Genomic DNA, 13480 nt, shown 5'->3' on the forward strand with positions numbered 1-13480 from the left:
GGTCTCGTGTCCGCATCCTCGCCCCTGCCCCGCCGCAAGGTCGGCAAGTCCGGTTTGGACGTTTCGCTGCTGTCGCTCGGTTCCTGGCACACCTACGACCGGATGGACTTCGCCGATTCGGTCGCGATGATCCGCGCCGCGGTCGAGGCCGGCGTGAACCTGTTCGACGTCGGCGTCTACGGCATGCCCGGCCATCCGCCGGTGTTCACCGACGTGCTCTGGAGCGCGATCATCCGCGCCGCCCGCGTCCCGCGCGAGGACTACCTGGTCTCGGCGAAGCTGTGGATCGAAGGCTTCGGCGACCAGGGATTCCGCCCCCAGCTGGAAAACGCCTTCCTGCGCGGCGGTTTCGACGTCGCGGACCTGGTGATCCTCGGCGACCTGCGCCGTGACGACGTCGCGCTGGAGGACCTGGTCGAAGACCTTGCCGGGCTGACCCGCTCCGGGTTGATCCGGGCGTGGGGCGTCAACAACTGGTCGGCCGGGAACATCGCGCGGTTGCGCGAAATCGCCGAGGCGCTGCAGGTGCCGGGTCCGCAGATCGCGCAGCTGAAGTACAGCGTCGGCCGCCGGTCCATTCCGGACGGCGAACCGTTCGCCCGGCTGTTCGCCGACGGTTTCGTCATGCAGGCCTCCGACGTCCTCGAAGGCGGAATCCTCGCCGGGCGCACCAAACTGACCCGCGAGATCGGTCGCGACCCCGGCGACGTCCGCAAGAGGATCACCCGCGACGCGGCCAAGGTCGTGAAGGTCGCGGAGGAACTCGGCACCAGCGCGGCCCGCCTCGCGGTCGCGTTCACGCTGACGCATCCGGCGAACGTCACGACGCTCTTCGGCGCGACCCGGACGGAACAGCTCGAGGACAACCTCGCCGCGGTCGAACTGGTCGAGAAGGTCGGGGCCGAGCAGATCCGCGCACTGGTGGAGCCGTTCTGGGCCGACCGCGACGCCGTAGATCCCGAAGGTCCCTGAGCCGCCGGTCACCCCAGCGCCACCGAACTTCACGTCTGTGAGGGGAACCCTGAGGGAATCAGATTCCCTCAGGGTTCCCCTCACAGACCGCAAACCCGCCCGTCTCAGGAGGCTGCCTTGACCTATCCCCCCGTCCCGTTCGACCCGGAGATCGAGCCCGCGCTCGCCGAGATCGTTCCGGCCGACGCACCCCCGTTCACTCCCGAAACGATCCCCGGCCTGCGCCGCGCGATGGCCGAGATGTTCCCGCCCGCCGCCGAAGCGGTCGGCGACGCACCGGTCACCGTCGTCGAGCAGACGATCCCGGGCCCGGAAGGCGCGCCGGACCTGGAAATCACCATCCTCTCCCCGCACGAGAGCGACGGCGCGCTGCCGGTGCTCTACAACATCCACGGCGGCGGCATGATGGTCGGCCACCGCAACATGGATGTCGGTCGGCTGCTGGCACTGGTGCTGGAGTTGAACGTCGTCGCGGTGAACGTCGAATACCGGCTCGCGCCCGAACATCCGCACCCCGCGCCGGCCGAGGACTGTTACGCCGGTCTGGTGTGGACAGTCGAGCACGCCGACGAACTCGGCATCGACCCGTCGCGCGTCGTGGTGATGGGCGGCAGCGCGGGCGGCGGACTCGCCGCAGCGGTCTCGCTGCTCGCCCGCGACCGGAAAGGCCCGGCGATCGCGGGTCAGCTGCTCCTGTGCCCGATGATCGACGACCGCAACACGACGATCGCGAGCCAGCAATACCCGGGTCTCGGCACCTGGACGCGGGAATCCAACCTCGCAGGCTGGCAGTCTCTGCTGGGCGACGCAGCTGGCACCGACGACGTCTCCCCCTACGCCGCCCCGGCGCGCGCCACCGACCTGTCCGGTCTGCCTCCGGCGTTCATCGAGGTCGGCAGCGCGGAACCGTTCCGCGACGAGGACACCGAGTACGCGCTGCGGATCTGGGCGACCGGCGGACAGGCCGAGCTGCACGTCTGGGCGGGAGCCTTCCACGGATTCGACATGTACGTGCCGGACTGGCCGATCAGCAAGGCCGCTCTCGAAACCCGGAACTCGTGGCTGCGCCGGATCTTCGGGAAGGCAGGAAAATGAGCGTCCCGCCCGTGCCGTACGACCCGGAGCTGGAGCCCGGGCTCGCCGCGTTCCTCGACCTGGTCGAGCGGATCCCGCTGCGCGCGGACACGATCCTGGCCAACCGCGCGCATTTCGCGACGATCATCCCACCGGTCGAGCAGATGGTCGCCGACCGCCCGGTCGAGCTGACCGAGCACACCGTCCCCGGCCCCGCAGGCGCGCCGGACATCGTGCTCACCGTCGTCCGCCCCGCCTCGGGAGTCGCTAACGCCCCCGCGCTGTACAGCATCCACGGCGGCGGAATGGTGCTGGGCAACCGGTTCTTCGGCCTGGACGGACTGATCGACGACGTACTTCGATTCGGCGCAGTCGGCATCTCAGTGGAATACCGGCTGGCCCCGGAAAATCCCGCTCCCGCAGCCGTCGAGGATTGCTACGCCGGTCTATTGTGGACGGTCGAGCACGCCGGCGAACTCGGCATCGACCCGTCGCGCATCGTCGTCACCGGCGCCAGCGCGGGCGGCGGTCTCGCCGCGGGCGTAGCACTCCTCGCCCGGGATCGCAGCGGCCCCGCCATCGCCGGACAGCTGCTCGCGTGCCCGATGCTCGACGACCGCAACGAGTCGGTGTCGACCCAGCAGTACAACGGAATCGGTGCCTGGGACCGCAACAACAACGACACCGGCTGGGACGCGCTGCTCGGCCCGGCGCGGGGCACCGACGCGGCCTCGCCGTACGCGGTCCCGGCGCGGATGGCCGATCTGTCCGGTCTGCCACCGGCGTACCTGGACGTCGGTGCCGCGGAGATCTTCCGCGACGAGACGACCGAGTACGCCCTCCGGATCTGGGCGACCGGCGGACAGGCGGAACTGCACGTCTGGGCAGGCGGCTACCACGGGTTCGCCGGTTTCTCCCCCGACGCGGAGGTCTCCCGCTCCGCGGTCGCGACGCGGCTTTCGTGGCTGCGCCGGATCCTGCGCGCCGGATGAAGCCACTCCACCCGGAAACGGCCCTGGTCGAGCCGGTGTTGCCAAAAAAGCGCCCAGGCGCGTTCCGGATGGCAGTCGTGCTGGGCCTGCTGGAGGTCTTCGGGCCCATCTCGATGGACCTCTACCTGCCAGCGCTCCCCCAGCTCGCGGACGATCTCCGGGCCGGGCAGAGCCTGGCGCAGGCGACGATGTCGGTGTGCATGCTCGGGCTCGCCTTCGGCCAGCTCGTCGTGGGTCCGTTGAGCGACCGGTTCGGCAGGCGGCGTCCGCTGCTGGCCGGGATCGGGTTGTTCACCGTGCTGTCGGTGGTCTGCGCGTTCGCGCCGTCGATCGAGGTGCTGCTCGCGGCGAGATTCCTGCAAGGGCTGTGCGGGTCGGCCGGAATCGTGCTGTCGCTGGCTGTCGCCCGGGACCTCGCCGAGGGCGTCGAACTCGTGCGGCTGCTGGCGTTGCTGACCACTGTCGGGGCGCTCGCGCCGATCGTCGCCCCGGTGGTCGGCGGGCAGCTGGCGGCGATCGTCGGGTGGCGCGGCATCTTCGGCGTCCTGGCCGGGATCGGGGCGGCGCTGCTGATCGTCGCCGCGACCGCGCTGCCGGAGAGCCTGCCGCCGGAGGCACGACATCGGCGGCGCGGCGGCGACGAGTTCCGGGTGCTGCTGAAAGACCGGCTGTTCCTGGGCTTCCTGCTCGTGAGCACCTGCGGCGGGGCGGCGTTCTTCACCTACCTGGCGTCGATCAGTTTCGTGCTGCAGGACGGGTTTTCGTTGTCGCCGCAGCTGTTCAGCGCGTGTTTCGCGGCGAACGCGGTGATGTCGGTGCTCGGCGCACAGGCGAACCGGGCGGCAGTGCGCCGGGCCGGACCGGTCCGGATGTACGTGCTGGGCACGACCTTCACCGCGGCGGCGGCGCTGGCGATGCTGGGCGCGGTGTTGTTCGGCGCGGGATTGGCGGCGTTGCTGATTCCGTTGGCGCTGCTGATGTTCGCGGGCGGGACGACGCAGGCGAACGGCAACGCGCTCGCCTTGGCCAATCACGGCCAGCGAGCCGGAACCGCGGCGGCGCTGCTCGGAACGGCGTCGTTCGCGATCGGGCCGATCGTCGCGCCGCTGGTGTCGCTGGGCGGGACTACGCCGTTGTCGATGAGCCTGACGATGACGGTGGCGTACGGCGTCGCAACCGTTTTGCTGTGGCTGGCGGTGCTGCCCCGGCTGCGCCGATCACCGACGGCCTGACTCGAACACGAGCTGGCCGTCTTCCTCTCCGATCGCCCGGAATCCCGCTTTCTCGAGCACCCGGCAGCTCGCCGCGTTGCCGGGCAGCACGTACGCCCGCAGTTCGGGGCCGAGAGCGGGTTCCGGGTGGTGGTCGTGCCACTGCCGCAGTGCCTGCGCCAGCTCCGTGGCCAGTCCCGCGCCCCACGCCGTGCGCACCAGCAGATAACCGGCTTCCCGGTGTCCGCTGCGATGGGCGAGACCGAACCCGGCCCGGCCAAGGAACCCCGCCGAGCCTTCGACGCGCCACTTCGACCAGCCCCGTTGCCGGTGTTCGGCGATGAACGCGTCCAGCCTTTCGCGGGTCGCCGCGCGGGTCTGCGGCCCGGTGGTCATCTGCTGCATGATCTCGGCGTCGGCGTGCAGGGCGGCGAGATCGTCCAGGTCCTCGGGCAGCCAGGTGGTCAGCCGCAGCCGGGCGGTGCGGAGGATTTCCTCCCGAACGGTCACCAGCCGGGGTGATACGGCATCGGCGGGGTTTTCGGCAGCAGCCACGCGCCGGTCCCCCGGTGTGCCGCCAGCACCAGCGCGGCCACCGGGACGAGCAGCCACAGGAAGCCGCTCGGGAACGTCATCTGCAGCGTGGTCGGCGCGCTCTTCCGGACGAAGCTGGAACCGAGGCTGACGATCATCAGGACGACGATGTCCAGCACCGCCAGGCCGCTGCCGACGAGCACGCAGATCCGGCCCGACGGGGAACGGTTGAACAGCGCGATCGCACCGGCGATGGTCAACGCCGCGATCGCCAGGTCCACGACGCCGACGACGCCGCTGGAGATCAGCGTCGTCGAGTTCGAGTAGTGGAACATCCGGATGGCCGCGGTGACAGCGCCGATGACGCCCACCAGGCCGATGACCGCGGACAGGGTCGCGGCGGCGACCGCGGTCGCGCCGAAATGCGCGGTCCGCGTGGGCTGCTGCGACATCGGCGGCTGGGTGGCGAACTGGCCGCTGTGACCGGGCTGCCCGCCGTAAGCGGGCGGCAACGGCGAGTACTGCTGCGGCTCCGTGCCCGGGTAGGGCGGCTGGCCCGGCTGCGGCGGTTGCGTCACGACGGTGGTTCCTCCGAGGTCAGGAAGATATTCGCGGTTCATCCTGCCAGGTCAGCGGCCGCTGCCCGGCCGGATTGCCCGAACGGACGACACGCAGTTCGCCGCCGCCTCTCGCGATGCGGCCAGATAGGTGTTACCTTAGGTAACAGTGAATCGCGGTAACGCCTAATCAATGTCGCTCAGGGAGGACCGAATGACCAGCGCAGACGTGCAGCGAGCACCGGAAGCGGCCCCGTCCGGCCGGCACGAGACCGCGCAGCGGCTGCTCGACTCCTCCGCGACCCTTTCCTACGACCCGGCCACCGAGGTCGACTGGGAAACCCCGCTGGACAAGGACTTCCACGGGGCCAGCCCGGAGTGGAGCACGCTCTACGGCACGAGCTACTGGGCCGAGATGACCCCGGAGCAGCAGAAGGAGCTGACCCGCCAGGAGGCGGCGTCGGTCGCGAGCACCGGGATCTGGTTCGAGATGATCCTGCAGCAGATGGTGCTGCGCGACTTCTACGCCAAGGACCCGACCGACCCGGCGTTCCAGTGGGCGCTCACCGAGATCGCCGACGAATGCCGCCACTCGATCATGTTCGCCCGCGGCGCGCAGAAGCTCGGCGCTCCCCCGTACCGGCCGCGCAAGCTCGCCGTCGAACTGGGCCGCGTCTTCAAGGCGGTCGCGGGCGGCGAAGCGGCGTACGCGGCGATCCTGGTCGCCGAAGAGGTTCTCGACGTGATGCAGCGCGACTGGATGCGCGACGAGCGCGTGGTCCCGTTCGTGCGGACCATCAACAACATCCACGTCGTCGAAGAGTCGCGGCACATGAAGTTCGCCCGCGATGAGACGCGCGAGCAGCTGGAGGGCGCGGGGGCCGTGCGCCGTCAGGTCAACGCGCTGGTCATCGCGATCGCGTCGTACTTCATCGTCAGCAGCATGGTCAACCGCGACGTGTACAAGAACGCCGGGCTCGACTCCGAGCGCGCGCTGCGCGAGGCGAAGGCCAACGAGCACCACAAGTCGATGATGCGCTCGAGCTGTGCCGGGCTGATGGAGTTCCTCGGCTCGTGCGGGCTGCTGACGAAGCCGGCGCTGGTGTTCTACAAGCGGGCGAACCTGATCTGACATGGCCTTCGCGATCACCCAGACCTGTTGCAACGACGCGACGTGTGTGTCGGTCTGCCCGGTCAACTGCATCCACCCGACGCCGGACGAGCCGGACTTCGGGACCACCGAGATGCTCTACGTCGACCCGGCGTCGTGCATCGACTGCGGCGCCTGCGCCGACGCCTGCCCGGTCGACGCGATCTTCCCGGTGGACCTGCTGACCGACTCGATGAAGGTGTACGCGGGCATCAACGCGGACTTCTTCGCCGACCGCCCGCCGGTCGCCGCGAACCCGGCGCCGAACTTCCACCGCTGGGGCCCGCCGACGTTCGACCGGGAGATCCCGAGCGACCTCGAGCCCGCGGACGTGGCCGTGGTCGGCACCGGCCCGGCCGGGATGTACGCGGTGGAAGACCTGTTGCTGCACACCAACGCGCGCGTCACGCTGATCGACCGGCTGCCGGTCGCGGGCGGCCTCGTGCGCTTCGGCGTCGCCCCGGACCACCCGGACACGAAGCGAATCGGCGAGGCCTTCTCGCGGTTCCACAACCACCCGCGGCTGAAGCTGAAGCTCGGGGTCGAGGTCGGCCGCCACGTGACCGTGGACGAACTGGCCGAACGCCACGACGCGGTGATCTACGCGGTCGGCGCTTCGTCCGCGCGCACGCTCGGCATCTCCGGCGAGGACCTCCCCGGCAGCCTGGCCGCGACGACCGTGGTCGCCTGGTACAACGGCCACCCGGACGTCCCCCCGCACGCCGTCGACCTCTCCGCGGAGCGGGTCGTGCTGATCGGCACCGGCAACGTCGCCCTCGACGTAGCCCGGATCCTGACCGCCGACCCTGACGATCTCGACGGCACCACCATCGCCCGGCACGCCCTGGAACGGTTGCGCTCCAGCAAGGTCCGCGAAGTGGTCCTGCTGGCCCGCCGCGGCCCGGAAGACGCCGCCTACACCTCCCCCGAGCTGATCGCGCTGGCCCAACGGGCGAACGTTCCGCTCGTGGTCGACACCGAAGACCCGCGCACCGCCGCGGCGATCGACGCCGGTGCCGGAAAAGCCGCACTGCTGCAGGGTTTGAGCCAGGAGACGGTCGACTGGACCGCCCCTCCCGCCGACGGCCCCCGCCGTGTCGTGCTGCGCTTCCACTCCGCGCCGGTGGAGATCACCGGGGACCGCCAGGTGCGCGGCCTGCGGGTCGACGGGCCTTCCGGACCGGTCGAGATCGCGGCCGGCCAGGTCGTGCGCGCGGTCGGCTACCGGGGCCGTCCGGTGCCGGGCCTGCCGTTCGACGAGGCGGCCGGGACGATCCCGAACACCGCGGGCCGGGTCGAGGGCCGAACCGGTGCGTATGTGGTGGGCTGGATCAAGCGCGGCCCGTCGGGCGGGATCGGCGCGAACCGGACGTGCGCCGGGGAAACCGTGGCGACGCTTCTCGCGGACATCACCTCCGGCGAGGTCCCGCTGCGGGGCCGACGGTCGCCGATCGCGGCGCTGGCGGCGCGGTTCCGGGGACGCTGACGACTGTCCGTTGTGGACTCCCGCCGCAATTTCGGTCGCGGCGGGAGCTCGGACAATGGCCGCACCCGTAACGCTGAAGCCTTCCCCTCCGCGCTCGTCCACAGAGGACGGGGCTGACGGACTACGCGAAGCTGATCACGACCGCCCTCGTCGTCGCATGGGCGGTTCTGACGGCGATCGCGTTCTTCTAGCGCATCTCCCAGGCAGCCCGGCCACCAGCCGCTACTGAGCTGCCCACAGCTGTGCGGCAACGAGACATCGGCCGCTCAGCGTGCCTCAAAACGCCTTGCCATATTGTCCGACAATCTGGCAATCTCCTGCTCGGCAGTCCCAGGGCAGGAGACACGACCTTGACGAACCCGATCGCCGGTCTCGGCGCGAACATCCAGCGGCAGAGCACCGCCGAACAGGCCGCCGAAGCCGTCCGGCAAGCCATTTTGTCCGGTCGGCTGCCGCCCGGAACGCCGCTTCGCGAAGCCGCCCTCGCCGCCGAACTGGGCATCTCCCGCAGCAGCTTCCGCGAAGCCGCGCGGACCCTCGAAAGCGAGGGACTGGTCCGTTACCAGATGAACCGCGGCATCGTCGTCGCGGACGTGACCGGTCCCGACGTCGTCGACATCTACGCGGCCCGCACCGCCGTGGAACTGACCGCGGCCGACGCCCTCACCGAACACCGGGATCCGGTGGTCTACCAGAAGCTCGCCGACCTGGTCGACCAGATAGAAGCGGCTTTCGACCACGGCGACACCGCCGCCGCCCTCGACGGCGACCGGCTCTTCCACGCAACTTTGGTCTCGGCCGCCCGCAGTCCCCGGCTGTGCCGCTTCCACGCGCAGCTCCAGCAAGAACAGCGCCTCGCCCTGGCGCTGGCCGAGCGCTCCCGCCGCGAACTGGGCCGCACCGAAGACGACCACCGCCGGCTGCTGGACGCGCTGCACGGCAGCCCGGACCAGGCCAGAGCCGAACTCACCGCGCACCTTCAAGCCGGTGCCGCCGAATTGGGCCGGCTGCTCGACCTGCTCACCCACCGCGACGAAAGAGAGACACCTCGTGACTGAACGCACCTGGGACCTGATCGTCACGCCCTGGCATCTCGACGAGCGCCTCCCGGACTTCCCGATCCCCGCCACCGCGACCCAGGTTGTTCCGCCGGTTCTGCCCTCCGGCCCCGTCCCCGCCCGGATGAGCCTGCTGCACCGGGCGACAGCCGACACCGTGGCGCAGACGGTCAAGCCCCTTGTGCTCTCCGGCGACTGCCCCACCAGCCGCGCCGCGGTGGCCGCGCTGCAGCAACGCCACCGCGACCTGGCCGTGCTGTGGCTGGACGCCCACGGCGACTTCAACACCCCCGCAATCTCCACCAGCGGCTACGTCGGAGGAATGGCGCTGTCCATGCTGACCGGCCGGACCTCCGGCCTGTTCGACGACACACTCGGCCTGCGCCCAGTCCCCGACCCGAGCGTCGTCCTCGCCGACGCCCGCGACCTCGACCCCGCCGAAAACGACGCCCTCGCCACCAGTCAGGTCCACCGCATCCCCGCCGACCCCGCCGCGATCACCGCCGCCCTCGGCCGACTCGGTCCGGTGCCGGTCTACCTTCACCTCGATATCGACGTCATCGACAGCACCGACCTCTCCGGCGCGCGCTTCCCGTCCGGCCCCGGTCCTTCCCTCGTCCAGATCGAGGAATGCCTCGCTGCCGCCGTCGCCACTGCCGACCTCGCGGGCGCTTACCTCGCCTGCGCTTGGCTCCCCGAGCACGTCAACGACGAAAGCACCCGGCGGACGATCACGCGCCTCACCGCAGCACTCGGCGCCAGCCTGATCTGGCACGAAACCGCCAGCAGCTGACCGCAGCAGCGCGATTTCTTTCCGGCCCGTCCAGGGAAATACACGGCGGCGGTTTCGCGGACGGCTCGCCGAGTTGCCGCTCACTCCGTCTTCTGCGTAGCAGCCAGCGTCTCCTCCACCTCCGGCACCCAGAAACTGAGTTCCAGCGTCTTCACGCTCGCCCAATGCGACATCAGCCGGCCCTGTGCGATCAGCGCGGGATACGCGGCGGCGAACAGCACCGCGCCGCACGCCGCGAACACCGGGTGGCTTCCGACGATCAGTTCCACGACGGACGCCACGAACCCGAACGCCATCGGCGGGCTGGAGTTGCGCAGCATCAGCCCGACGGTGCGCAACCGCGTCGCTTCCATCGCCGCGTCGGCGTCGTGCAGCTGCAGCGCCGAAAGCAGCAGGAACGAGTCAGCTTCGACGAACGCGCGGCCGCGCGCGGCCGGGTTGCGGCGCAGGAACTCCTCCCGCGCGTCGCGCTTCCGCCGCCGCGGCAACCACCGCGCCGCCCGCGCGCCCATCGGATACGCCAGGTAGCCGAGAAGGTAGCTCGCCACCACGATCCCGATCACCAGCACCGCTCCCGGCCCGCGCGAGACGGCGGCGAGGTCGAGCCAGTGCAGCCGCCCGGCGAGATAGGCCAGGAACGCCAGGTGCAGGGCGCCCGGGATCGCGTACGTGAAGAGGTCGAAGAGTCCGACGGCTAGGGTCACCCGGTGATCCAACTACGACCGGGCCCCCTCCGGTACGGCTTTTCCGGCGATCACGCCGACGAACCGCCTCCCCTGGCGAGCGCCTCGACGCGGTTCATCGGCCCGTTGTAGTAGTTCTGGTCGCCGGGCAGGCTGCCGGTGCGCGAGAACTGCCAGATGCTCTGCTTGTCCCAGCCCGCCGGGAGCTCGCCGACCTCCGGGGCGTACCGGGCGAGCCACAGCGGGTTGGTGTCGCCGAATCCGCCCGCGTTGCCGGTGCAGAGCTTCCACCACGACGTCGAGGTGTAGATGATCGCGCTGCGCCGCTGTTTCGCCAGGTACCGGTGGGTGAAGTCGGCGATCCACGCGGTCATGTCGGCCTGGCTTTTGCCGTAGCAGGCGTCGCCGTACGGGTTGTACTCGATGTCGAGCGCGCCCGGCAGCGTCGTGCCGCCGCCGCGCCACGCGCCGCCGTGGGCGATGAAGTAGTCGGCTTGCTCCGCGCCGCTGGAGACGTCCGGGCGGGCGAAGTGGTAGGCACCGCGGATGAGGCCCGCGTCGTGCGCGCCGTTGTACTGCTGGCCGAACTGCGGGCTCACGAATCCGGTGCCCTCGGTCGCCTTGACGTAGGCGAACCGGGCGCCCGCGCCGGTGGCCTGGCCCCAGTCGACCGCGCCCTGGTGGCCGCTCACGTCGTGGCCGAGGGTCTGTCCGGTCGCCGGGTCGAGCCGCGGGCTCCCGGTTCGCACGCCCTCGTGCCGCAGAATTTGTGAACCGGCAACATTCTCGCCGGCCTTCGAGTAGTCCGCGGCGGCGGCCGGTCCGGCGGTCGCGACGCCGCACGCCATCGCCAAAGCCGACGCGGCGGCGGCGAAAGCGAGCCGCCAGGGTTGGTCCGTTGCTGTCCGGGTCACTGAGACTCCGATCTTCACGGCGGCAGGTCCAAGGTCATCTTGCGGCACGACGCGGCGCGAGGCTGGCTGCGTCACCCGGACGTGAACAGGATTCCGATAGCCGGAATCGCGCGGGTGGTCCAGACAACCGTGACCGAGTTGTGACCGGCGCCACGGAGCCGGGCGTTTAATTTGTTGTGGCCGACCACAAACTGGTGGGTAAATCCCCTACCGCGGAGGTGTCCCCGACGTGAACCGGACTTATCGACCACCACGACCGCGTCGATCCCGTGGCCCGGCCGTCACGATGCTGGCCCTGCTGGCCGCGGCCGGGCTCGCCGTCCCCGCCGCCGCGGCCCCAGCGTCCGGTCAGGCGGGCTGCGGCGGCCAGCCGGACCAGCCGGATTTCGGGCCGAACGTGCACGTTTTCGACCCGGGAATGCCCTCGGCGGCCATTCAGGCTCAGCTGGACAAGGACTTCGAGGCGCAGAAGGACACCCAGACCGCGCAGTTCGCCTCGGGCCGCGTCGCGCACCTGTTCAAGCCGGGCGCCTACTCGGTGCACGACAACGTCGGCTTCTACACCTCCGTCGCCGGTCTCGGCCAGAGTCCCGACGACGTCCAGATCAACGGCGACATCACCGTGGACGCCTTCAACGAGTCCGACAAGGGCTCCGCGCTGCAGAACTTCTGGCGCTCGGCGGAGAACATGGCCGTCACGCCCTCCAGCGGCAGCGACCGCTGGGCGGTGTCGCAGGCCGCGCCGTTCCGCCGGATGGACATCAAGGGCGGGCTGCAGCTGTTCCCGGCGAGCTACGGCTACGCGAGCGGCGGCTACGTCGCCGACACCCGCGTGTCCGGCCAGGCCGCGTCGGTTTCGCAGCAGCAGTGGTACACGCGGGATTCGGCGCTGGGCAGCTGGGACGGCGGCGTGTGGAACATGGTCTTCTCCGGGACCACGGGCGCACCGGCCAACTCGTTCCCGAACCCGCCGGAAACGACCCTCGACACCACGCCGGTGTCCCGCGACGTGCCGTACTTGTACGTGGACAGCAGCGGCAACTACCGCGTTTTCCTTCCGTCGCTGCGCACGAACGCGTCCGGGCCGAGCTGGGCGAACGGCGGCACGCCCGGTGATTCCGTCCCGATGAGCCAGTTCCGCGTCGTCAAACCCGGCGACACGGCAGAGAGCATCAACAGCTCCCTCGACTCCGGCTGCAACCTGTTCTTCACCCCCGGCGCCTACCACCTCGACCAGACGCTGAACGTGACCCGCCCGGGCACGACTGTGCTCGGCATCGGCTACCCGACGCTGATCCCGGACAACGGCGTCGACGCGATGCACGTGTCCGATGTGGACGGTGTGCGGCTGAAGGGCCTGCTGTTCGACGCGGGAACGGAGAATTCGCAGTCGCTGCTGACCGTCGGCGAAAGCGGGAAGCACACGAGCCACGCAGCGAATCCGACGTCGCTGCAGGACGTGTTCTTCCGCGTCGGCGGCGATCTGGCGGGCAAGGCGGCCAACAGCCTGGTGGTGAACAGCGACGACACGATCGTCGACCACGTCTGGGCCTGGCGCGCCGACCACGGCAACAACGGAACTGTCGGCTGGACCACGAACACCGCCGACACCGGCGTGCTCGTCAACGGCGACAACGTGACCGCGACCGGCCTGTTCGTGGAGCATTACCAGAAGTTCCAGGTCGTGTGGAACGGCCAGAACGGGAAGACGATCTTCTTCCAGAACGAAATGCCGTACGACGTCCCGGACCAGGCTTCGTGGAATTCCGCGCCCGGCACCGCCGGGTACGCCGCGTACAAGGTCGGCCCGGACGTGACGTCGCACGAGGCTTGGGGCCTGGGCAGCTACTGCTTCTTCGACACCAACCCGGCGGTTTCGAGCTATCACGCGTTCGAGGTGCCGCAGAACGGCGGGGTGAAGCTGCACAGCCTGCTGACGGTGTCGCTGAACCACCGCGGCACGATCACCCACGTCGTGAACGACACGGGCGACGTGACGCCGGACGGCACGAAGCCGGTCAACGTCCCGAATTATCCGTGATCCGAGCTGGTGGCC

General features: G+C 70.1%; 13 protein-coding genes. 9 read left to right on the forward strand and 4 right to left on the reverse strand.

Annotation, left to right across the window (positions count from 1 at the left end):
* The first annotated feature begins 6 nt into the window (after positions 1-6).
* The 4 genes from ACZ7SW_RS07970 (at position 7) to ACZ7SW_RS07985 (ending at position 4270) form a co-directional block, all read left to right on the forward strand.
* A complete protein-coding gene (locus ACZ7SW_RS07970) occupies positions 7-972 on the forward strand; it encodes an aldo/keto reductase (RefSeq protein ID WP_470229645.1) in 966 nt (321 codons plus the stop codon).
* 117 nt (positions 973-1089) lie between these two features.
* Positions 1090-2067: an alpha/beta hydrolase gene (locus ACZ7SW_RS07975; RefSeq protein ID WP_470229646.1), complete on the forward strand. Its 978-nt coding sequence runs from the start codon at positions 1090-1092 to the stop codon at positions 2065-2067.
* Positions 2064-3038: an alpha/beta hydrolase fold domain-containing protein gene (locus ACZ7SW_RS07980; RefSeq protein WP_470229647.1), complete on the forward strand. Its 975-nt coding sequence runs from the start codon at positions 2064-2066 to the stop codon at positions 3036-3038. Before ACZ7SW_RS07975 ends, ACZ7SW_RS07980 begins: the two co-directional genes overlap by 4 nt.
* Positions 3035-4270, forward strand: a complete 1236-nt coding sequence (locus ACZ7SW_RS07985; protein ID WP_470229648.1) for a multidrug effflux MFS transporter — start codon at positions 3035-3037, stop codon at positions 4268-4270. The genes ACZ7SW_RS07980 and ACZ7SW_RS07985 overlap by 4 nt, the downstream gene beginning before the upstream one ends.
* On the opposite strand, the gene ACZ7SW_RS07990 is transcribed toward ACZ7SW_RS07985, so the two are convergent.
* Both ACZ7SW_RS07990 and ACZ7SW_RS07995 read right to left on the reverse strand, forming a co-directional pair.
* Entirely contained in the window at positions 4256-4759 is a 504-nt protein-coding gene (locus ACZ7SW_RS07990) for a GNAT family N-acetyltransferase (protein ID WP_470229649.1), read from the reverse strand. The genes ACZ7SW_RS07985 and ACZ7SW_RS07990 overlap by 15 nt on opposite strands.
* Positions 4756-5361 carry a hypothetical protein gene (locus ACZ7SW_RS07995; RefSeq protein ID WP_470229650.1) on the reverse strand — a complete coding sequence of 202 codons (606 nt, stop codon included), beginning with the start codon at positions 5359-5361 and terminating at the stop codon, positions 4756-4758. Before ACZ7SW_RS07995 ends, ACZ7SW_RS07990 begins: the two co-directional genes overlap by 4 nt.
* Positions 5362-5554: 193 nt before the next feature.
* On the opposite strand from ACZ7SW_RS07995, the gene ACZ7SW_RS08000 reads away from it, so the two are divergent.
* The 4 genes from ACZ7SW_RS08000 (at position 5555) to ACZ7SW_RS08015 (ending at position 9827) form a co-directional block, all read left to right on the forward strand.
* On the forward strand, positions 5555-6472 hold the full coding sequence (locus ACZ7SW_RS08000) for an AurF N-oxygenase family protein (RefSeq protein WP_470229651.1): 918 nt from the start codon (positions 5555-5557) through the stop codon (positions 6470-6472).
* Position 6473: 1 nt separating this feature from the next.
* Positions 6474-7976, forward strand: coding sequence for an FAD-dependent oxidoreductase (locus ACZ7SW_RS08005; RefSeq protein ID WP_470229652.1), 1503 nt, complete (start codon positions 6474-6476; stop codon positions 7974-7976).
* A 350-nt stretch (positions 7977-8326) separates the two neighbouring features.
* On the forward strand, positions 8327-9034 hold the full coding sequence (locus ACZ7SW_RS08010; RefSeq protein WP_470229653.1) for a GntR family transcriptional regulator: 708 nt from the start codon (positions 8327-8329) through the stop codon (positions 9032-9034).
* A complete protein-coding gene (locus ACZ7SW_RS08015; protein ID WP_470229654.1) occupies positions 9027-9827 on the forward strand; it encodes an arginase family protein in 801 nt (266 codons plus the stop codon). Before ACZ7SW_RS08010 ends, ACZ7SW_RS08015 begins: the two co-directional genes overlap by 8 nt.
* A gap of 80 nt (positions 9828-9907) precedes the next feature.
* Here ACZ7SW_RS08015 and ACZ7SW_RS08020 read toward each other — a convergent pair whose 3' ends face one another.
* Both ACZ7SW_RS08020 and ACZ7SW_RS08025 read right to left on the reverse strand, forming a co-directional pair.
* The gene (locus tag ACZ7SW_RS08020; RefSeq protein ID WP_470229655.1) at positions 9908-10531 is read right to left on the reverse strand and encodes a hypothetical protein; all 624 of its coding nucleotides are present in this window, start codon (positions 10529-10531) and stop codon (positions 9908-9910) included.
* Between the two features lie 50 nt (positions 10532-10581).
* Entirely contained in the window at positions 10582-11358 is a 777-nt protein-coding gene (locus ACZ7SW_RS08025; protein WP_470229926.1) for a lysozyme, read from the reverse strand.
* Positions 11359-11653: 295 nt separating this feature from the next.
* On the opposite strand from ACZ7SW_RS08025, the gene ACZ7SW_RS08030 reads away from it, so the two are divergent.
* Positions 11654-13465: a hypothetical protein gene (locus tag ACZ7SW_RS08030; protein WP_470229656.1), complete on the forward strand. Its 1812-nt coding sequence runs from the start codon at positions 11654-11656 to the stop codon at positions 13463-13465.
* Positions 13466-13480: the final 15 nt, after the last annotated feature.

Source organism: Amycolatopsis sp. NPDC114484 (assembly GCF_055633755.1).